Annotated in this window: 21 protein-coding genes; 16 read left to right on the top strand and 5 right to left on the bottom strand. The window is 35.6% G+C overall.

The annotated features are described in order from the left end of the window. Position 1: 1 nt before the first annotated feature. The 8 genes from EG359_RS18670 to EG359_RS18705 all read left to right on the top strand — a co-directional run bounded on the left by EG359_RS18670 (position 2) and on the right by EG359_RS18705 (position 6,573). Positions 2 to 826, top strand: coding sequence for a phosphoribosyltransferase family protein (locus EG359_RS18670; RefSeq protein WP_076356305.1), 825 nt, complete (start codon positions 2 to 4; stop codon positions 824 to 826). Further along, on the top strand, positions 816 to 1,373 hold the full coding sequence (locus tag EG359_RS18675; protein WP_076356307.1) for a TerD family protein: 558 nt from the start codon (positions 816 to 818) through the stop codon (positions 1,371 to 1,373). The genes EG359_RS18670 and EG359_RS18675 overlap by 11 nt, the downstream gene beginning before the upstream one ends. A 5-nt stretch (positions 1,374 to 1,378) precedes the next feature. Next, on the top strand, positions 1,379 to 2,548 hold the full coding sequence (locus EG359_RS18680; RefSeq protein WP_174567034.1) for a toxic anion resistance protein: 1,170 nt from the start codon (positions 1,379 to 1,381) through the stop codon (positions 2,546 to 2,548). Between the two features lie 16 nt (positions 2,549 to 2,564). Further along, positions 2,565 to 3,512, top strand: a complete 948-nt coding sequence (locus EG359_RS18685) for a hypothetical protein (protein WP_084180514.1) — start codon at positions 2,565 to 2,567, stop codon at positions 3,510 to 3,512. Between the two features lie 10 nt (positions 3,513 to 3,522). Continuing rightward, positions 3,523 to 4,131 (top strand): TerD family protein, encoded by a 609-nt coding sequence (locus EG359_RS18690; protein ID WP_076356309.1) that lies wholly within the window; start codon positions 3,523 to 3,525, stop codon positions 4,129 to 4,131. Between the two features lie 86 nt (positions 4,132 to 4,217). Then, entirely contained in the window at positions 4,218 to 5,261 is a 1,044-nt protein-coding gene (locus EG359_RS18695) for a TerC/Alx family metal homeostasis membrane protein (protein ID WP_076356737.1), read from the top strand. A 367-nt stretch (positions 5,262 to 5,628) separates the two neighbouring features. Further along, complete coding sequence (locus EG359_RS18700; protein ID WP_076356311.1) at positions 5,629 to 6,156, top strand: TetR/AcrR family transcriptional regulator; 528 nt, start codon at positions 5,629 to 5,631, stop codon at positions 6,154 to 6,156. Positions 6,157 to 6,159: 3 nt separating this feature from the next. Further along, on the top strand, positions 6,160 to 6,573 hold the full coding sequence (locus EG359_RS18705; RefSeq protein WP_076356313.1) for a nuclear transport factor 2 family protein: 414 nt from the start codon (positions 6,160 to 6,162) through the stop codon (positions 6,571 to 6,573). 60 nt (positions 6,574 to 6,633) lie between these two features. On the opposite strand, the gene EG359_RS18710 is transcribed toward EG359_RS18705, so the two are convergent. After that, complete coding sequence (locus tag EG359_RS18710) at positions 6,634 to 7,647, bottom strand: catalase family protein (RefSeq protein WP_076356315.1); 1,014 nt, start codon at positions 7,645 to 7,647, stop codon at positions 6,634 to 6,636. A gap of 224 nt (positions 7,648 to 7,871) precedes the next feature. Between EG359_RS18710 and EG359_RS18715 the strand changes: the two genes are divergently transcribed. The 5 genes from EG359_RS18715 to EG359_RS18735 all read left to right on the top strand — a co-directional run bounded on the left by EG359_RS18715 (position 7,872) and on the right by EG359_RS18735 (position 11,775). Next, positions 7,872 to 8,306 (top strand): FKBP-type peptidyl-prolyl cis-trans isomerase, encoded by a 435-nt coding sequence (locus EG359_RS18715; protein WP_076356317.1) that lies wholly within the window; start codon positions 7,872 to 7,874, stop codon positions 8,304 to 8,306. 139 nt (positions 8,307 to 8,445) lie between these two features. After that, positions 8,446 to 9,396, top strand: coding sequence for a hypothetical protein (locus EG359_RS18720; RefSeq protein ID WP_076356319.1), 951 nt, complete (start codon positions 8,446 to 8,448; stop codon positions 9,394 to 9,396). Between the two features lie 66 nt (positions 9,397 to 9,462). Continuing rightward, positions 9,463 to 9,873 carry an Rrf2 family transcriptional regulator gene (locus EG359_RS18725; RefSeq protein WP_076356321.1) on the top strand — a complete coding sequence of 137 codons (411 nt, stop codon included), beginning with the start codon at positions 9,463 to 9,465 and terminating at the stop codon, positions 9,871 to 9,873. A gap of 60 nt (positions 9,874 to 9,933) precedes the next feature. Continuing rightward, complete coding sequence (locus EG359_RS18730) at positions 9,934 to 10,587, top strand: NAD(P)-dependent oxidoreductase (protein ID WP_076356323.1); 654 nt, start codon at positions 9,934 to 9,936, stop codon at positions 10,585 to 10,587. A gap of 15 nt (positions 10,588 to 10,602) precedes the next feature. Continuing rightward, positions 10,603 to 11,775 (top strand): MBL fold metallo-hydrolase, encoded by a 1,173-nt coding sequence (locus EG359_RS18735; RefSeq protein WP_076356325.1) that lies wholly within the window; start codon positions 10,603 to 10,605, stop codon positions 11,773 to 11,775. Between the two features lie 71 nt (positions 11,776 to 11,846). Here EG359_RS18735 and EG359_RS18740 read toward each other — a convergent pair whose 3' ends face one another. Beyond that, the gene (locus tag EG359_RS18740) at positions 11,847 to 12,881 is read right to left on the bottom strand and encodes a M23 family metallopeptidase (protein WP_084180516.1); all 1,035 of its coding nucleotides are present in this window, start codon (positions 12,879 to 12,881) and stop codon (positions 11,847 to 11,849) included. A gap of 225 nt (positions 12,882 to 13,106) precedes the next feature. Between EG359_RS18740 and EG359_RS18745 the strand changes: the two genes are divergently transcribed. Continuing rightward, positions 13,107 to 14,147, top strand: a complete 1,041-nt coding sequence (locus EG359_RS18745) for an NAD(P)H-dependent glycerol-3-phosphate dehydrogenase (RefSeq protein WP_076356327.1) — start codon at positions 13,107 to 13,109, stop codon at positions 14,145 to 14,147. Positions 14,148 to 14,227: 80 nt separating this feature from the next. On the opposite strand, the gene EG359_RS18750 is transcribed toward EG359_RS18745, so the two are convergent. The 3 genes from EG359_RS18750 to EG359_RS18760 are packed head-to-tail and all read right to left on the bottom strand — an operon-like array spanning position 14,228 to position 16,962. Further along, positions 14,228 to 15,004 (bottom strand): hypothetical protein, encoded by a 777-nt coding sequence (locus tag EG359_RS18750; protein WP_076356329.1) that lies wholly within the window; start codon positions 15,002 to 15,004, stop codon positions 14,228 to 14,230. 11 nt (positions 15,005 to 15,015) lie between these two features. Continuing rightward, a complete protein-coding gene (locus EG359_RS18755) occupies positions 15,016 to 15,837 on the bottom strand; it encodes a hypothetical protein (protein ID WP_076356331.1) in 822 nt (273 codons plus the stop codon). Between the two features lie 12 nt (positions 15,838 to 15,849). Continuing rightward, positions 15,850 to 16,962 carry a hypothetical protein gene (locus EG359_RS18760; RefSeq protein WP_123867444.1) on the bottom strand — a complete coding sequence of 371 codons (1,113 nt, stop codon included), beginning with the start codon at positions 16,960 to 16,962 and terminating at the stop codon, positions 15,850 to 15,852. 498 nt (positions 16,963 to 17,460) lie between these two features. Between EG359_RS18760 and mqo the strand changes: the two genes are divergently transcribed. Continuing rightward, entirely contained in the window at positions 17,461 to 18,966 is a 1,506-nt protein-coding gene (mqo, locus tag EG359_RS18765; protein ID WP_076356335.1) for a malate dehydrogenase (quinone), read from the top strand. 64 nt (positions 18,967 to 19,030) lie between these two features. Then, complete coding sequence (locus EG359_RS18770) at positions 19,031 to 19,432, top strand: hypothetical protein (protein ID WP_076356337.1); 402 nt, start codon at positions 19,031 to 19,033, stop codon at positions 19,430 to 19,432.

Below are 19,432 nucleotides of genomic sequence, written 5' to 3' on the forward strand. Positions count from 1 at the left end.
CATGAATAAAAGATACAGCTTACACCACATTCATTCGGCAGATGAGTTTACATTCTCACCTGCGGAATACAGCTATTTTAAGTATGGCGATAAGTCGTATGCTGAAAAATTTGCAAAAGAATTATTCGAGGGATTTATTTCCGAAAATGAAGAACTTTTACTCACAGGTAAAGAAATTGTAGTGCTTCCAAGCCCGTATATGGCTATTCCTACTGCATCCAACTTTCTATGTTTTTACTTTAAAAAGCATCTGGATTTTTATCTGTTTCAGAAAGGGCATAAGTCCAGTATTTTATCAAAAATCAACCGAAATCATACCTATATTACAGATTATGGAAACCTTAATTTTGAGGATCGCAAAAATCTGATATCTAATGATACTTATTATATTGACAAGGACTTTTTACGAGGAAAACTTTGTATTTTTATAGATGATATAAAAATTACGGGAAGTCATGAATATACAGTACACAAAATCCTGGATGAATATGATGTGAAGGCAGATTTTATGTTCCTGTATTATGCAGAACTGATGAATTTTGAGCTTGATCCTAAAATTGAAAACTTTTTCAACTATTATGCTGTGAAAAACGTAAGACACATCACAGAGGTAATGAATAAACCAAGTTTTGAGTTTAATACAAGAATCGTAAAATATATTTTAGGCCTGGATTCAAGTAATTTTGACTATCTTACGTCTAAAGTAAAAAAGGGACAGATGGACCTCCTCTTGGAGCTGGCCATCAGTAACAATTATCATTTAATAAAAGAATATAAAAATAACATCAATACATTAACACAAACGGAATTATATTATGGCTATTAACTTACAAAAAGGACAAAGAGAAAATATTAACGCACCTAAATTCACTGTAGGTTTAGGATGGGATATCAATAATACTTCTACAGGAACCGGTTTCGATCTTGATGCATCTTTATTTTTGTTGGGTGACGACAAAAAATTAGTTTCAGATAACCACTTTATTTTTTATAACAACCTTGAATCTCCGGACAAATCAGTGATTCATACAGGAGATAACCTTACAGGTGAGGGAGCTGGAGATGATGAGCAAATCAAAATTGATCTTACAAAAATTGATGATGCTATCAAGGAAATTACAGTAGTAGTAACCATCCATGAAGCAGATGCAAGAAAGCAGAATTTTGGACAGGTTAGAAATTCTTTTATCAGAATCTTCAATACCGATACAAATGAAGAAATCTTAAAATATGAATTGGATGAAGATTTCTCAATCGAAACTGCAGTAGAATTCGGAAGAATCTACAACAGAAATGGAGAATGGAAATTTGAAGCTGTAGGGGCTGGTCAAAGAGACGGCCTTGACAAATTTGTATCAATTTATCAGAAGTAATCATCATGGATAATCAAGAAAATCAACCAATGGATCCTCTTGGGTCAATTGAACCTCTTAAAACATTTGAGCCTGCTCCAATGGCTACCCCGAACATGCCTGTTCAAAATGCAGCACCGGCGGTTCTGGTAGACAGAGACGGAAATGTAAACCTGGCTCAGATGAAGTCAGAAGAACGCCAGAAATATGAAGTTCTTGCGAACTCTATTGATGAAGCTAATCCGGGATCTATTGTAAACTTCGGAGCAGAACTTCAGAAAACTTTAACCAACCAGAGTGATAGCTTCTTAGGAAATGTAAGAAGATCAAACTCAGGAGAAGTAGGCGGACTTATTAATGATTTATTGGTAGAGCTTAACTATGTAGACGTAGATGAGCTTCACGGAAATAAAGTTAAAAGCTTCCTGAGCAAGTTACCTTTCATGAAGAAAGTAATTACTCAGGTGGAAAATTTGTTTGCGAAATATGATAAAATTATCAATAATATTGAGCAAATTTCTTATAAGGTAAATGCAGGAATCATTACTTCTACAAAGGATAATGCTGTTCTACAGACTATTTTTGAAAGTAATGTGAACTCCATTAAGCAGATCGAAGATCTTGTGATTGCAGGAAATATAAGAATGGAAAGAGCAGCGGTAGAGCTTGCAGAAATGGAAGCCAATCCTCAAAGTTTCCAGGATTATCAGATTGCAGATAAAAGAGATTTCATTGCAAGACTAGACAGAAGAATGGCTGATCTTAAGGTAGTACGTGTTATCATGATGCAGTCGCTTCCACAGATCAGATTGGTACAGAATAATAACGTTTCTATTGCAGAAAAAGCACAGACAATTCTTACCACAACTCTTCCTGTATGGAAAAACCAGCTTTCTCTTGCCGTTGCCATGTACAGACAGCAGCAAAATATTGAAATCCAGCAGAAAGTATCTGCTACTACAGAAGAAATCTTAAGAAAGAATGCAGAACGTCTTGGTCAGAACTCTGTAAATGTAGCCAGAGCCAATGAGCAAACAATTGTATCTGTAGAAACATTGAGAGAAACAACTTCAATGTTAATCAATACTTTAAATGAGGTGAAACAGATCCAGAAACAAGGAGCAGATAACAGAAGAAAACTTGATCAGGATCTTCAGACATTAGAGCATGAATTAAAAGCGAATGTCAGAGGTTAATTTATAGGATACTAAGGTGGAGGGAGATGCAGCAACCATATTGTCACAAAGCAAAAGAAGGTTAACAAGACTTAAACTTCTGGCTAATTTTTTTGAACATATTGACATAATATCCATTTACATCAAAACAGATATTATCCACAATTTGTTCCAGGAAAATGCGGCCTTGGATTACAATAAACTGGAGCTTTTCCACCTGCAGTATACCGACAGCCTCATTGAACTGCTTACTAAAATTAAAAGGCAGAAAGAAAATGACATGTTGACGGTCATTAATGAAATCGACATCAACAAAAAATATATTTCAGGTTTTGAAGAAAGACGGGTAGATAGTTTTCAGACCGACAGGAAAATGTACAGTGGTGTATTTTCTCAACATCTTAAAAATTTGTATAAAGACCTTACAGAAGATATTTTTACGGTCAATTGGGATAATGTACTGTATTTTCATAAGAAATATGCTCAGGAATTTTACAGAACAAGTGCAGATGAATCTCTGCTGAAGACTGGAGCTTTTCCGGCGTATCAGTATAAAGATTATTCCATTGAAAGAAAACTATTGGGAAGATTGAATATACAGGGATTTAAAGTCCGTTTTGTTTGTGGTTACCTCATCGGAATCCATGAATACGAGCTTTTCAAGATCTTTCAGTCTGATGATTATTTTATTTTTGATATCGATGATAAAAAGCTTTATCTTTTCGACAAGGAATTGGATAAGCTTGATATCTCTGAAAATCAATCGAATCAGAGTGCTATTATCGATCAGCTTAAAACAAAAAATGAGCAGCTGGAAAATAGCATGAATGAAAGAAAACGAAATCTGCCCATAGAAGTAGAGGGCGTTTTGAAAGACTATATCCGAAACCTGGAAAATATAGATATTATGAGCAAAATATTCGCCTTTGATGAAGAAACAAATATTCTGCGTGCAATGCTTAATTTGAATTTGAATAACAACTAAACATAAAAAGATGGCTATCAACTTACAAAAAGGTCAGAGAATCAACCTTAAAAAAGAAAACGGAGCTGAGCTTTCCCAAGCTTGTGTAGGAATCAACTGGGGAGCAATTGAAAAAAAAGGCCTTTTCGGAACTAAAAAAGAAGCAGTAGACTTGGATGGAAGCTGTATTTTATATGACTCCAACAAAAATGTTACAGAGGTAATCTACTTTGGAAATCTGAAATCCAGAAACGGATCAGTAAGACACAGTGGGGACGACCTTACAGGAGATGTAAATGGTGATGATGGATTAGATAATGAAGTAATTACAGTAGATTTCAGTAACCTGGAGCCTAATGTAGATCATGTTGCATTGGTGCTTAACAGCTATCAGGGGCAGGATTTCGGAACAATTCCTTTTGCTTCTATCCGTATTTATGAGGGAACTCCTACAAACGTAAGAGAAGTTTTCGCTAAATATGATATTGCAAATGATGCTTCTTTTAAAGGTCACGTTGCCATGGTAATGGGAGTGTTTTATAGAAGAAACGGAGAATGGAAATTCAATGCTATCGGAGATCCTACAGCGGATAGAAAGCTTGAGCAAACGATCCAAACAGTACAGATGAATTATTTATAATCATTTATAAATCAGAAAAGTAAATAAAATAGCAATATTTGTACTCAGTACATCTATTGCTTTTATCATATAATAACATAACTCAAGTGGAACATCAAAGTATTTTAGAACTGCACCCTGGCTTGGTGTGGGGATTTGCGATAACAGTTGTTATCATGCTACTCCTGGACTTAGGAGTCTTCAACAAAAAAAGTCATGAAGTATCTTCCAAGGAGGCTACCATTTGGTCTATCGTATGGATCTCACTTTCAATGGTATTCTCAGGAGTCGTGTATTGGGTTTTCAATACAGACGGAACCCCCGAGAGTCATGCATTGGCAATAGAGAAATTTACACAGTATCAGGCTGCCTACTGGATAGAGAAAGCTCTTTCTGTGGATAACCTCTTTGTATTTATCCTTGTTTTCGGGTTCTTTAAGGTTCCGAAATTTCTCCACCATAAGGTCCTTTTCTGGGGTATCATTGGTGCGTTGATTTTCAGAGCAATATTTATTTTTGCCGGAGTAGGACTTATTAACCTTACTTATCTTCCTGAAATGAATATCTTCGGAGAAGCAGTAAAAATTAACGTGGTAATGGCCTTGTTCGGTTTATTTCTTGTGTATGCAGGAATCAAATCATGGGGTGACGGTGGCGATGATGAGGACGAGGATTATAGCAATACAGCCGGAGCCAGATTGATTAAAAGCTTCTGGAAAGTTTCAGATAACTATGATGGAGATAAATTCTTCACGATTCAAAACGGTATCAAGATGGCAACCCCTCTTTTGGTAGTAGTTGGTGTTATCGAATTTACAGACGTTCTTTTTGCGGTAGATTCTATCCCTGCGATTTTTGCAATCTCAAATGACCCGTTCATACTTTATACATCGAATATCTTTGCGATTTTAGGACTTAGATCATTGTATTTCCTATTGGCTAATTTTATTCATATGTTCAGCAAACTTCCATATGGTTTGGCTATTATCTTGTCATTCATTGGAGTTAAAATGCTTATTGCACCTTGGATCCATATCCCCTCACCTGTTTCTTTAGGAATTGTAGGAGGTGTATTGGTAATCTCGGTTCTTTTATCTATCATCTTCCCTGAAAAAGAAGAAGAGAAGAAAGAAGAATTGGAAGAAAAGTAATCTTATTTTTTAGAATATATAAAAGCCTCCGGAATTTATTTCTGGAGGCTTTTTTGTTCACTAATTTTTTGAAAAAACGCAAAGGCACTAAAGATTAATATTGTTTTTAATGTACAGAAAATCAAAAATTTACAGCAAAACTGCTTATTAATTATTTGCATTATTCAGAATTATATTATTAGCTGTATTAAATTTTATCGGAGATAAAATCTTTGCGCCTTAGATATGTGATATCTATAAAAATTTAGCGTCTTTGCGTTTTTCAACATCTCATTCCAACTTTCCAAAATAAAAAATCAAAATAAAATAGACAGACTTGTCTGTATGTTGTTTTTTTTCATACATTTGTTCCATAAAAGGAAGCAACATGAAATCTCCAAAAGAAAGAATAATAGAAACCACATTTCAATTGTTTGCCAGACAGGGTTATAACTCTACCGGAATCAACCAGATTATCTCTGAAGCAGAAGTAGCCAAAGCCAGCTTCTATCAGCATTTTAAATCCAAAGAAGATTTGTGTGTAGAATTTTTGAAGGTGAGACATGAATATTGGTTCAATGAACTCAATAACTTCTTAGCAAAAGAAAAAGATTCAAAATCTAAAATCATCAAAGCTTTCGATTTTCTGATTTATATGAATGAAAAAGAAAATTTCAGAGGTTGCAGTTTCCTTAATATTTTATCAGAGATTCCTACAGATAACATTAAAATCCTAAATGTGATCCAATCCCACAAAGCTGATCTTAGAAATTATTTTTTAGAAATACTAAATGATGATGTGCTTTCTGATCATATTTATATGCTTTTTGAAAGCAGTATCATAGAAAGCCAGCTTTTCAAATCCAACGAGTTGATAGAAAAGTCCAGAAAAATAATCACCAATTTAATACAATAAACAATGGAACAGAAACATCCGCTTCCTCCTTTTACCCTTGAAACGGCAAAGGAAAAGATTCAAATGGCAGAAGATGCCTGGAACAGTCAGGATCCCGAAAAGGTTTCAAAAGCATATACCATTAATAGTGAATGGAGAAACAGGGACATATTCGTTAACGGAAGAGAAGAGATTGTAAGCTTTCTTCAAAAAAAATGGGAAAAAGAACTTCATTATAGGCTTAAAAAAGAATACTGGGCACACACAGAGAACCGAATTGCAGTTCGTTTTGAATATGAATATCAAACCAAAGACGGCAACTGGTTCAGAGCCTACGGAAATGAAAACTGGGAGTTTGATGAAAACGGTTTGATGGCGAAAAGATATGCAAGTATCAATGATTTGGCTATCAAAGAAGAAGACCGAAAATTCAAATAAAAGAGTAAAGACTGTTGCAATGACAGTCTTTTTTATTGTTATTTCTAGCAATTATTCAGTTTACAATTCACTTTTCTTTCCATGCAGAAGTTTATTAATTTTTCGTCTTGTCTGCACAGATACCTTATATGCTTCATCACGAAGTTTCTGTATTTTTCCAACAGGTTGAAAGATCGCTTTACTTTCAAACGGATTGAATGAAAGAAGCTCATTACTGCAGTCGCGCGGATCCAGTAAAGAATCCTTATCTATTTTTACTTCCCCGATTTTAATGAAAGGCGAATTTTTCCATTCCACATTCAAATTATTGATAGGCTGGTCTTTCAAATCATAACAAAGCTGAATCAAGACATCCGCCGTGAAATTATTATTTTGGAAATAATTTTTTAAAGCCTTTTTTGTATTTTGTTTCTTTCCGATATTTTTATCTACTGACTTTGGGCTTAGTTTTATTTTCATCATATGATCTCCCAAACGATAAGCACCTACAGAGTGGTAATCAAAAGAAAGAATAAAGTCATTCTTTTTGCTGAGCAGCTTTAATCCATTTTTGATAAAGGAACCCGTTAAAATAGATGGAACCACTTTGATTATTTGAGTAACCAAAGGAAATAGACTGCTCCATTTTTTAATGTAAAAATGATTGATGGCAGTAAATAGTTTTAAAAAGATGGAAACGGAATTAACAGGGAACAAGGGAAAATTAACCAGCGGATAATTGGACAACAAATTATTGTTCTCATCCCTTATCTGTACGGCAAATCCGTAGGCTGGAATATCCTTTTTGGAATTTTTAACCTTCAATTGAGCATTGGAAAACCTTATGATCAGATCAAATTTTTCTTTATCAAAAAATGGATGTAATGATTCCGGAATTCCCGGATCTATCCAGAATGTTCCCTTTGCTACTGCATAGGTCTTTGCATGAGCATTTCTGGTAGCATAATTAACATCACTTATAGAAGAGGATTGCTCAACAAAATCTGCAATCGACTTTTTATTGATCTCCAGAAGTATTTTTTCCTCTTCATTAAGCTCGTCGAACTTCTTGTTATATTTTATTGGATTTGGCATTTAGTTTTTAAATTCAATTATAACACCAAGTTTCGGAATCTGTGTTAAGAGATTATTACAATTATTTGAATTTTAATGAAAGACAGGAGTGAAATAATAAAATTAAACTTAGTATAGATATCGGATATCAACTAATTGAATGTTTAAGTAGTTGAATTCTAATACTTCCCGTTTCTTGCTTCCTATTTCCGGTAACAAATCTTATCTTTGTAAAAAATTATAATATGGGAGTAGCAGATATGTTATTTAAACGTAAAAAAGAATTAGCAGAAAAAAACCTTAATGATGGTAAGGAATATATGGAAGAGTATGGTAAGAGAGAAAGCGTGGTACAATTACCTAGCGGCTTACAATACGAAATCATTACTGAAGGTGACGGGGCAAAGCCAGGACCTAAATCTACAGTAAAATGCCACTATCATGGAACTACTATTTCAGGTAAGGTTTTCGATAGCTCTGTAAAAAGAGGAACACCGGCATCTTTTCCTTTAAACAGAGTAATTAGCGGATGGACAGAAGCTCTTCAGTTAATGTCTGTTGGTAGCAAGTGGAGATTAATCATTCCTCCGCACCTAGCTTATGGAGATCAGGAAATCAGCAAAGAAATAGGTCCAAACAGTACGCTTGTTTTTGAAGTTGAGTTGCTAGGAATTAAATAATCCGGCTTAAAAATAGATTAAAAATTTACCTGAATTCAGGTAAATTTTTTTATTTGTACTATATTCGTATTGGTAAATTGTAATGCAGCAGATTGACGATTTTAAATAATTTCCCAACTGATACACAAAAATAGATTGAATGAAAAAACTTTTTTATCTTTTTATTGTTCTCGGTCTGCTTACTTCTTGTGTTTCCAAGAAGAATCAGATGATTCAGCAGAATATATTAACCCTTAAAGACAGCTATTGTAAGGCTCCTTTTAAATATAATTACAGCAACAGGGTACCATCCCACAATTCAGATTCTATTTTACTGGCCAATAAGGAATTGAAAGCAATGTTTTCTGACCAAAGTATTCTAATCCTGAATGCACTGGATAATTTGGATGAGGTTCATGACATTATGGATCTTAAAAAGGATTCATCCTTAGCTTCTCAGGTTAAAGTTTTGCAGCTTAAGACTAAGATAAATAGTAAAATTACCATTGCCCTTACAGAATTGGATGCAGTAGCCGCAGAATTTGACTGCGAAGGAGAAAGGGTAGCCCAAATAGGAAACTATGTAGATAATCTTAATTCTTCAAGAAATAACAAATTGATCTTATATTCAATCATTGCAGGGGCCGCAGCTTCCATAGCCGGTGGAATTGTAAAAGATGAGGGCTGGAGCAATGCCATTGATATCAGTGGAGGGGTTCTTGGAGCAGGGTTTGGTTTGGCAACACTTAATCCAAAAGGAAAAAAAGTAGAATTTATCCATCAACGAAACCTTTTGAGAGATATTTGGAGAGAAAAGCTGGAGTCTCCGAACTTTCCACCTTTCATCTGGTATATGTATACAGAGAAGAAATTTTCCAATAGAGAAGAGCGTTCCATTATCGGAAATATGAAAGAAAGATGGCTTCATTATCAATTTGATGATGATAAAATTAAGGCCGATCAGTCTGTTATTTTTAGTGATGGAGGTTATTACAGGGCAGATGATCTTCATAATAGGGCTGCAATGCTTAATCAGATGCAGTCTGCAACAAGAACCATCAATCAAAATATCAACTATTTACTGCTGGATTTGGATAAATTAATCCTTTAAGAAAAAATTAACTGTAATAATATTTGTTACATTTAAAAATTTGTTTACCTTTGCAATGTAATTACAATGAATAATACAAGATTTGCTACGGCAGTACATATCATGACCTTATTGGCAAAAAGTCCTCAGGAATTTCTCACTTCTGAATGGATTGCCGGTAGTATCAATGTAAACCCTGTTATTGTTCGTAAGGAGATCAGCGTATTGAGAGAAGCAGGCATGATTGTTAGCAGACAAGGAAAAGTAGGAGGAACTCAACTTGCAAAGAGTGCTGATGCAATTACTATTTCCGAGATTTATAGAGCCGTAAAGAATACAGAGGTTTTAGGAAAGAAAAATCAAAATCCTAATCCTGCCTGTAGCGTTGGAAAAGAAATTAATACTCATTTAAATACATTATTTGAAGAAACTGATCAATTGGTTATAAAATTTTTAGGAGATAAGTCATTACAAGAATTCACGGACCAATTCGAATAAAATTTTTTTAACTATAAATGTAACAATATTTATTACAATTTAATTTAAAAATAAAACATTATGAAAAAAGTAGCAGTAATCGGTGCAACCGGATTTGTAGGATCACACATCGTAAAAGAATTAGCAGACAGAGGGTATGCTGTAGAAGCTTTAGTAAGAGATGCATCTAAAGTACAAACACAAGACAATGTGACAGCAAAAAGCGTTGATGTAAACAATGTAACAGAATTAGCAGATGCTTTGAAAGGAAATGATGCTGTTATCAGTGCTTTCAATGCAGGATGGACTAACCCTAATCTTTACAATGATTTTCTGAACGGATCTGAAAACATCGAAAAAGCAGTAGAAACATCAGGAGTAAAAAGATTAATCGTAGTAGGAGGGGCAGGAAGCCTTTATACACCAGATAATGTGCAAATTGTAGACACACCAGACTTCCCGGACGCTTACAAGCCTGGAGCAACTGCAGCAAGAGATTACTTAAACAAGATCAAGGAAAATAATACATTGGACTGGACTTTCTTTAGCCCTGCTGTGGAAATGAACCAAGCTAACGTAGGTGAAAGAACGGCACAATACAGAACTTCATTAGAAACACCTGTATTTGATGAAAACGGAAGAAGCCGTCTTTCTGTAGAAGATGTAGCAGTAGTTTTGGTTGACGAATTGGAACAGAACAACCACATCCGTGAACGTTTTACAGCAGCTTATTAATTTAAAAGAACAAAAATGTTAAAAAGAAAATTATTATCACTCATCGCTATTTTAGGGTTCATAAGCATATTCGCAGGTAACCTTAAGGTGAAAGTCTATAACCCCGGAACCAAGGCAATTTTTCCAATTACTTCCACCATTATTTATGGAGATAAAGATGCCATGCTTATTGACGCTCAGTTTCAGAAGCAATATGCCGAGCAGTTGGTAAAAGAAATAAAGGCAACAGGGAAAAACCTGAAAACTGTTTTTATTTCTCACAGTGATCCTGATTTCTATTTTGGACTGGATGTGATTAAAAAAGCATTTCCAAACGTAAGAATTATTTCTACAGCACAAACGGCTTATCTTATTTCTGCTTCAAAGGACGATAAACTTGCTGTGTGGAAACCACAGTTGAAAGCAGACGCACCATCAGAAATTATTATTCCGGAAGCAGTAACTTCTATTCCTGATCTTGAGGGAAATAAAATTGAAATCAAGCAAAATTCTGAGGATCCGGCACACAGCTTTCTTTGGATTCCATCTATCAAAACAGTGGCTGGAGGAATTTCAGTTTCTGTAGATTCACATCTTTGGATGGCAGATACCCAGAATGTAAAGGCGATTGACCAATGGATTTGGCAAATTGATGCAATGAAGACCTTAAAACCTGAACAGGTGGTTCCATCGCACTTTGCAAAACAATCTCTGTCTCCGGCATCTTTAGATTTTGTAAAAGGTTACCTTGAAAACTATAAGAAAGCTGTTACAGAAAATAAAACCTCATCTGCAATTGTAGATTTTATGGTGAAACAATACCCGAATCTTCCCGGAAAAGATGAGTTGGGAATGGGAGCAAAAGTATTTCTGGGAGAAATGAACTGGGATTTAAAATCACCATATCCTGCAATAGGTAAAAAAGTAGAAGTTGATTTTGGAGCTGTAAAATTCCTTTTGGATTTTAAAGATAACAAAACAATGACATTTACCGGAACAGCAGGGAGTTCAAAAAATAGCACAGACACAGTAGAATATACAGCTGTGGAAGTGGCAAAGAATGTGTTTATGGTGTATTGGCATGAACCTCATTTAGGATTCAATGTTACCCATATTCAGGATTACAACAAAAATATAGTGTATTCTAATATTGCTGGTCCGGATGGTACATTTACCCATCCGAAAGGAACAATCAAGATTTTACAGTAAAAAGTATTGTAGCATACAATCTGTAAGAGAATAAAATAGGCTGTCTTAAAAGTGAGACAGCCTATTTTATTTTATAGATTCATAAATAACTTCGGATTCACCGGAGTATTATTCTTGTGTACTTCATAATGGAGATGGGGACCTGTAGAACGTCCTGAGTTTCCGGATTTTGCAATCACCTGACCTACTTTTACCTTATCGTTCACTTTAGAAACAAGCTGTGATAAATGTCCGTAAAGAGTAGCTAACCCATTTCCATGAGAAACAATGACACAATTTCCGTAACCCCCTTTTTGTCCTGAGAAAATGATTGTTCCCGCAGCAGCAGCTCTTACATCAGAGCCAAAAGCTACAGCAATATCCAGCCCTTTGTGGAACTGCATCTGATCTGCTTCAGCAGGAGCGTTATTTCTTTCAACAGGAGCAGACTTAGAGGCTGCGGTACTGGCAATAGTTTTTAAAGTAGAGCCAGAAGTGCTGGACGTAGAAGCAACTGGAGCTGCTTTTGGAGTTACCATTACCTTTACTTCTCTCTTATTTCCATAGCTGTCGGTAAGCTCAACAATTTTTTCAACAGGTTCAGCTTTTACTTCTGGTTTAGGAGCAGCCGGAGCTGCAGCTTTTGTTTCCGTTGCAGCACCCGTTTTTACAGACGCATAAACAGTTCGGAATGGTATAGGATTTTTTCTTATTCCAAAATTAGAGGAAATATATCCATCTGTTGGCATTCCCAAGGGAACCTGCATCAGTTTTTTCTGTAGATCCATCAGATACTGGCTGTATCGGTTGGCTTGCTTAGAAAGATAGATGGAATTGGCAATACTGTCTTGATCAAGCATCATTAGCTTTTCATTCGAAATGTCCTTAGATTTAAGGAAAGAGTTTAGTTGAGCAACAGTTTGATCTACCAGGGTAAGATCTGTTTTCATCTTTAGATAATCTACACTGTCTTTTTCAGTGTTTATTTTTACAAGGTTTACTTCATAATTTTTATCATCCCTTTCAGAGAAGAGTTTCGCAATAAAGACGCCTTGTGCAAAAACTACTAGCAAAAGTCCTCCCAGGAGAATGTTTACGTTCTTCTTGCTGCTTAGAAATTTTTTCATATTTCTTTTCTTAGAATTATTTAAAACGGTTTTGAAGCTGCAAATTTAATTAAAAATAAGTTTTGTGAGTTATTATTAATTAAAATTCAGTTTTTTCTGTATCTAACGTTGAATTAGATATTTAATTGTGTTGATGCGTTATTTTTTTCAGAAAATGGTTTTTGTCATTGCTTTAGGCATCCCATTAAATCTTTGTTTAATATATTTGCAGTTCACAATCCAATTATGGCTAAAAAGAAAACAAATTCAGAATCTTCGAATCCAAAAAAGACTAAAAAGGACATTTCTGTAGGGGTAGTAGGAAGCGGAAGTTTTGCAACCGCTATCGTAAAAATGCTTGTTGAAAACTGTAAAGTAGTGCATTGGTGCGTAAGAAGTGAGTTCGTAAAGGGAGCAATTGAACTTCGTGGGCATAACCCAACTTACCTTACCGCTGCTACTTTTAACCTTAAAAGCTTAAAGCTGACAACGGATATCAATGAATTGGTTTCTGCCTGTGACGTCATTGTTTTGGCAACACCATCCATCTACCTGTCTGATACAATGGATAAAATGACCTGCGATTATTCTGATAAAATGTTTATTTCTGCAATTAAAGGAATTATCCCTAAGGTTAATGATGTGGTGGCGCATTATCTGCGTGATGAATTTAAGATTGGTTTCAGAAATCAGGCGGTTATTGCAGGCCCGTGTCATGCAGAAGAAGTAGCTATGGAAAGACTTTCATATCTTACAATTGCTACTGTGGAAGATGAAATCGCAGAAAAACTGGAAGAAGTCTTCAGTTCAGATTTTATCAAAGTACAAACCAGTAAAGATATTCTTGGAAACGAATATAGTGCGATTCTTAAAAATATCTTTGCAATAGGAGCAGGAATAGCAAGCGGATTAGGATATGGAGATAACTTTACAGCAGTTTTCGTTTCCAATGCAATCCGTGAAATGGAAACGTTCCTGGAAGCCATTTATGAAGCTCCAAGAGATGTGAATGAAAGTGCTTATTTAGGAGACCTTTTAGTAACAGCCTATTCACTGTTCTCAAGAAATAGAAACCTTGGGAACCTCATCGGAAAAGGATATACTGTGAAATCTGCAATCCAGTCTATGAACATGGTGGCAGAAGGATATTATGCTGCAGATTCAATCTACAAAACAGCAAAACAAAAGAACCTTAAATTGCCAATTATTGACACCGTATATGCTATCCTTTATGAAGGAAAAAGTGCTGAAAAGCAATTTAAAAAACTAACAGCAAAATTGAATTAAAAAAATAAGGCTTTAATCACTAAAACCTTATTTCAGAATATTGTAAATCTAAGCTTAGGCACTCCGGTGCTTAAGCTTTTTTATTGGCTCATTTTGGTAATCAGAAGGGCTAAAGATGATCTTACGTTAAGATTACTTGCTGTAAACCCGTTTCCTGTATCAAATTCAAACTTTTGTTTGATAGTTGTAGGAGCTGTTAGTTTTATAAAATAACTTCCCTGGAAAAAAGTAAAAGAACTTGATAATTGACACATTCTATTCACTTCCGTAATTACTGTTCCGGTTGCGGCATTAGTAAGATAAGACCTTGTACACGTAAAGTTTTGAGAAAGATATTGTGTATTAGCTGTACCGTTATTGTTGTTCGCATTGCTGGAATCTACAGAATATCGGATAATATATGTACCAGCCGGTAATGTAATGGTAGAGGTGTCTGCTCCCAAAGAAGCTCCTGTAATTTTATTGGAGGCTACAGTAAAACTGGTTAATGTATTATTAGTACTTCCGGTAGGAATTAGGATGCTTGGGCTAATGATCAGCGACATATTTTGAGGCTCAGAACCTGAAAGAATTATACGCTGCCATTGATCTCTTATCCAGATATAATACCCTTTAGGAAAAGGGGAAGCTCCTCCGCTGTTATAAATAATGAGGCCGTCTGTAGGATTGGTAATTGGAGATGAAGTGCTGTTGAGGACAATAAGATCATATTGAGGAAAAAGAACCCCTTTATTGGATGAATTGATGTCCAGAACACTGCTTGCATTGGGAGTGTTTGTGTTAATACCTACCTGTGCGTATGCGTTTGTGCAGAAAAGTAGGATAAAAAGACAAGCGGTATAGATATATGTTTTCATTTTTCAATAGATTATTGGTTAAGAGCTGATCTTTGGATGTCAATCTTTGCGTTGGTGATAATAATCTCCCCATTATTTGGAGTTGTTCCTCCGGCTCCCGATTGATAGGTTCCACCTGCATCATGGGCAATGGCTGGAACTAAAATGATGGGAGTAGCTGAAGTAGCAACAAAAGAAAAGCTCAGATTTAAAGTATGCGTTTTATTACTGGCTATCGATTGTGCATTGATGCTAATTGTTTTCCCATACTGGTTCCCATTTGACGGATCTATAAGCTTTACTAGATATTGGTGCAAATGAACAGGTGTTCCGCCAATTCCGGCTGTGGAGCTTTCAATGGCAGTTCTTATGTTTAAACATAGATTAACGAGGTAACCACTGTTTCCAGGAAGAGTAATTATTCCATTAGAATTGTTATATAAGGCGCCAATGTCATTTGATACAACTGTAAAAGCGGCATCATTGAAATTTTTGTACGTTCCGTTGGCAAAACCTCCTAATATATTATAATCAGTAGTTCGCTGAAGCATCATATAGCTTACAAGATTATAAGTGTCAGCCAGCTGAGTCCATCGGTTGTTTTTCCAAATATAGAAACCAGGGCTAATTGAGTTTCCCTTGTTGTATACTACCAGTCCCTCAGCAGGATTATTCACCGGAGAAGTATTACTCAATATATCTACAATGTCTACCTTTGGAAGAAGAACACCCTTATTCGTAGATTGAGATACTTCCAAAACAGCTGAGCTATTAACAGTAGTTTTCCCAATAGCAACCTGTGCATATATTATTTGCGCTATGATTAATAATAGCAGGGTATATATTCTTTTCATACGTTGATGTTTTTAAAGTTGGGATATTTTAATATAAGATCCTGTAGGAATTACATTCACTAAATCATAGAAAGTGCTGTTTTGCATTCTTCCTAATCGCAGTCTTAGTCCCCCTATAATATTTGCATTGGCATTGGCGGGTACACTATAATAGTATGACCAAGTTGCCAGGTGATTGGTATTCACTTTGGAAACAATAGGAACTTCTTTTCTTGTATTGGCCCCCCCGGTAAAAGTATTGGTCGTGTTGTTATAGGTATCGTTGGTAAAATCTATAAAATATCCCATCAAATAATAAGTACTGCCTGTAAGAGGAGCTGTTCCTCCCTGTCCAGCGGGACTTTCCTGAGGAGAGTTTAGATTAAGATTTACCTCTACCAGATAATTTCCTTGTGGAAGAACTAAAGAATAGCCTCCTAAAGAAGTATTTTGTACCACTTTAAAGCCATTAATGTTAGAAACACCTGAAATTGCTGGTGGATTAACCATTAATAGAGCATTGGTACCTGCTACAGCATTGTCTAATACAGATAATGATCCTGTAAAATCCAAATAAGCTACCTTGGGTGTATTTTCTGCATCAATAGTGCTTTGCCATTGATTGGGAGTAGTGGCAGTACTAAAAATATGCAGTGCCTTGTTGTTACTGTTACTTCCTCCGTTAAATCCTATAAGACCATTAGCCGGTGAAGCTACTGGAGAGGTAGTACTCGTCAGATTGGCAATATTAAGGTTGGGGAGCAGTAAGCCTTTATTTCCTCCTGATATGGTTATTTCCGGAGAGGTGGTGTATCCGCTTCCTCCGTTATTAACCGTAATACCTGTTACAGATCCGTTGGTAAGAGTTGCTGTAGCGCGGGCCTTAGAGCCTCCGTTTACTATTGAGCCACCTCCGTAAAAATTAATAGTTGGTGGAGTTGTATAACCACTTCCGCCATTAGTGATGGTAACACCGGTTACGGCACCTCCTGATATAGTAGCGGTAGCGGTAGCCGGAACTCCATTAAAGTTCTCAATATGCAGAATTGCACTGGGGTATGGTGTAGACGTGTTGATTCCTACACTTCCGCTTTGGGCTAATGCCATGGTAGCGAAAAATGTACTAACGAAGTTAATAATTTTCATCTTTACTATGTTTATAAGATAATTTTAATTAAATACCTAGTGGAATATGTATTAAATCAATTGAAAGGTACGTAAAAAAAATGACCGTTTTATGGTTTTTGTGTAGAATTATATCTACAAAATTAATTATTTTTCAATAAAAAGTGATATTTAATGTATATTATATAATATTTTTCACGTATTGTTGATAAAATATATTCTCGTAAATAGCTATGGCTAAAGTATTTATTATAATAAACTTAAATTTTTATAAAATTAAGATATTGAAATAAAGTTTAATTAGTTACCATTCAGTGAATTAAAAATATATATTATTTTAATTTTTTTTAATAATATCATATATCATCAATCATTTCAATGATGCTTTATTGAAAATTTCGATGGTTTTTTGTTGTGTACTAAAGAAGTGTTTTTGCCGGAAAAAATAACGTGTTAAAATCGTTAAACGCGTTCCTCTTTTTAAAACTTTTCCCGAAATTTGAAGTAAAATTTAAAATTATGTCACAATCGCTTACAAGCAGAACACCGAAACCTAAATACGACGTTGTACTGATAGGGGGCGGAATCATGAGTGCCACGCTAGCCACGCTGCTCCATGAATTTGATCCAAATCTTGAAATTGCTATCTTCGAAAGACTTGGAAGATTTGCCAAGGAAAGTACAGCAGCATGGAACAACGCCGGAACAGGGCACTCCGCATTTTGTGAGCTAAATTATACGCCTGAAAAGCCTGACGGAAGCATTGATATTAAGAAAGCAGAAAGTATTGCTGAGCAGTTTGAAATTTCAAAGCAGTTTTGGGCCTATTTGCTAAGCAAAGGTTATATTCAGGATCCAAAGGATTTTATCAATTCCTGCCCACATATGAGCTTGGTATTTGGTGAAAAAGATGCCGAATATCTTAAAAAACGTTATGATAAAATGTCTGAATCTGTCCTTTTCTCAGGAATGGAATTTTCTTCAGATCATGAGAAACTGAGAGAATGGATTCCTTTGGTAATGAGCAAAAGAAATAAATCTGAAGTAATGGCTGCTACCAAAATGGACATGGGGACGGATGTGAATTTCGGGACATTGACCAGAAAAATGGGTAGACATCTGCTTGAGGATTCTAATGTTGAGGTTTTCCTATACCATGAAGTGAAGGATATTGATCCAAAGGAAAATGGGAAATGGGAAATGAAGGTGAAAGATAGAATTAATAACCACAAGCAAGAGGTTACTGCAGATTTTGTATTCATTGGAGCTGGGGGATATGCACTTCAGTTATTGGATAGCTCGGATATTAAGGAGAGTGAAGGATATGGAGGTTTCCCTGTTTCAGGACAGTGGTTGGTAACTCATAATCAGGAGCTGGTAGAGAAGCATCAGGCCAAAGTATATACACAGGCAACAGTGGACGCTCCGCCAATGTCAGTTCCACACCTTGATCTTAGAATCATTGATGGTAAAAAAGCGCTTCTTTTCGGACCTTTTGCCGGATTTTCTACAAAGTTCCTGAAAGAAGGAAGTTATCTTGACTTACCTGAAAGTGTGAATACCAAAAACTTAAAATCTTTATTTGGTGCGTGGTGGCATAATATTCCACTGACTAAATACCTTATCCAGCAGGTTGCGATGACTAAGTCTCAAAGAATGCAGCATTTGAGAGAATTTATCAAGGATGCCAATGAAAATGATTGGGAATTGAAAGTAGCAGGGCAAAGAGTTCAGGTTATCAAAAAAGATGAAAAAGAAGGAGGAAAGCTGGAGTTCGGAACTGAAGTAGTTGTTAACAAAAGCGGTACTATCGCCTCTTTACTGGGAGCGTCACCGGGAGCTTCAACAGCAGTATATGCAATGCTGGATGTTCTTGAAAAATGTTTCCCTGAGAAACTGAATGGAGAATGGAAAGAGAAGCTGCTTGAAATGGTTCCATCATATGGACAAAAGTTGGCAGAAAATCCTGAACTTACTGAAAAGGTAAGAAATTATACAAAAGAAAAGCTAGAATTAGAATACTAACAACAGTAATGAGCAATGGATAGATATACTTATTCATTGCTTATTATTTATTACTTATAAAAAGGTGGAAGAAGTCATTATTAAACCGGTTATTGCAAAGGAACTCCTGGAATCTCTTCAGGCAAAAACAGAAGAGGAGAGGCAGGTGATTGTACACTGCTGCTTTCCGGCATCGCCATTTTTAGGAAACCTGATCAGGATTTGGCATTCAACCTATCTTTTTGATAATCAGTCTGAGCATAGAAGCAAAATGATTCATGCGGAGAATATTTCAATTTCTCCTTATTGGACACCCGTTCCGTTTATGAAGGACTTTTGGTTTACCCTTATATTTTCAGGACTTCCGAAAGACTGTAAAAGTTTTGATCTAAAAGAAGTTATTCCTGAGGAGGGAGGCTTTTTTGTGGAATCTATTAAAAGAAATTCTTCTGACGTCTATCGTGTAAAAATATCAGAATCCTATTAA

Origin of the sequence: Chryseobacterium joostei (assembly GCF_003815775.1) — a bacterium.
GTDB classification, from domain to species: Bacteria; Bacteroidota; Bacteroidia; order Flavobacteriales; family Weeksellaceae; genus Chryseobacterium; species Chryseobacterium joostei.

What these genes read in the sequence shown, in the direction of transcription:
- EG359_RS18670 (WP_076356305.1), top strand. Translation starts at nt 2, where the DNA reads ATGAATAAAAGATACAGCTTACACCACATTCATTCGGCAGATGAGTTT.
- EG359_RS18690 (WP_076356309.1), top strand. Translation starts at nt 3,523, where the DNA reads ATGGCTATCAACTTACAAAAAGGTCAGAGAATCAACCTTAAAAAAGAA.
- mqo (WP_076356335.1), top strand. Translation starts at nt 17,461, where the DNA reads ATGTCACAATCGCTTACAAGCAGAACACCGAAACCTAAATACGACGTT.
- EG359_RS18715 (WP_076356317.1), top strand. Translation starts at nt 7,872, where the DNA reads ATGGGAGTAGCAGATATGTTATTTAAACGTAAAAAAGAATTAGCAGAA.
- EG359_RS18680 (WP_174567034.1), top strand. Translation starts at nt 1,379, where the DNA reads ATGGATAATCAAGAAAATCAACCAATGGATCCTCTTGGGTCAATTGAA.
- EG359_RS18705 (WP_076356313.1), top strand. Translation starts at nt 6,160, where the DNA reads ATGGAACAGAAACATCCGCTTCCTCCTTTTACCCTTGAAACGGCAAAG.
- EG359_RS18700 (WP_076356311.1), top strand. Translation starts at nt 5,629, where the DNA reads ATGAAATCTCCAAAAGAAAGAATAATAGAAACCACATTTCAATTGTTT.
- EG359_RS18720 (WP_076356319.1), top strand. Translation starts at nt 8,446, where the DNA reads ATGAAAAAACTTTTTTATCTTTTTATTGTTCTCGGTCTGCTTACTTCT.
- EG359_RS18740 (WP_084180516.1), bottom strand. Translation starts at nt 12,881, where the DNA reads ATGAAAAAATTTCTAAGCAGCAAGAAGAACGTAAACATTCTCCTGGGA.
- EG359_RS18675 (WP_076356307.1), top strand. Translation starts at nt 816, where the DNA reads ATGGCTATTAACTTACAAAAAGGACAAAGAGAAAATATTAACGCACCT.
- EG359_RS18755 (WP_076356331.1), bottom strand. Translation starts at nt 15,837, where the DNA reads ATGAAAAGAATATATACCCTGCTATTATTAATCATAGCGCAAATAATA.
- EG359_RS18710 (WP_076356315.1), bottom strand. Translation starts at nt 7,647, where the DNA reads ATGCCAAATCCAATAAAATATAACAAGAAGTTCGACGAGCTTAATGAA.
- EG359_RS18735 (WP_076356325.1), top strand. Translation starts at nt 10,603, where the DNA reads ATGTTAAAAAGAAAATTATTATCACTCATCGCTATTTTAGGGTTCATA.
- EG359_RS18750 (WP_076356329.1), bottom strand. Translation starts at nt 15,004, where the DNA reads ATGAAAACATATATCTATACCGCTTGTCTTTTTATCCTACTTTTCTGC.
- EG359_RS18730 (WP_076356323.1), top strand. Translation starts at nt 9,934, where the DNA reads ATGAAAAAAGTAGCAGTAATCGGTGCAACCGGATTTGTAGGATCACAC.
- EG359_RS18760 (WP_123867444.1), bottom strand. Translation starts at nt 16,962, where the DNA reads ATGAAAATTATTAACTTCGTTAGTACATTTTTCGCTACCATGGCATTA.
- EG359_RS18725 (WP_076356321.1), top strand. Translation starts at nt 9,463, where the DNA reads ATGAATAATACAAGATTTGCTACGGCAGTACATATCATGACCTTATTG.
- EG359_RS18745 (WP_076356327.1), top strand. Translation starts at nt 13,107, where the DNA reads ATGGCTAAAAAGAAAACAAATTCAGAATCTTCGAATCCAAAAAAGACT.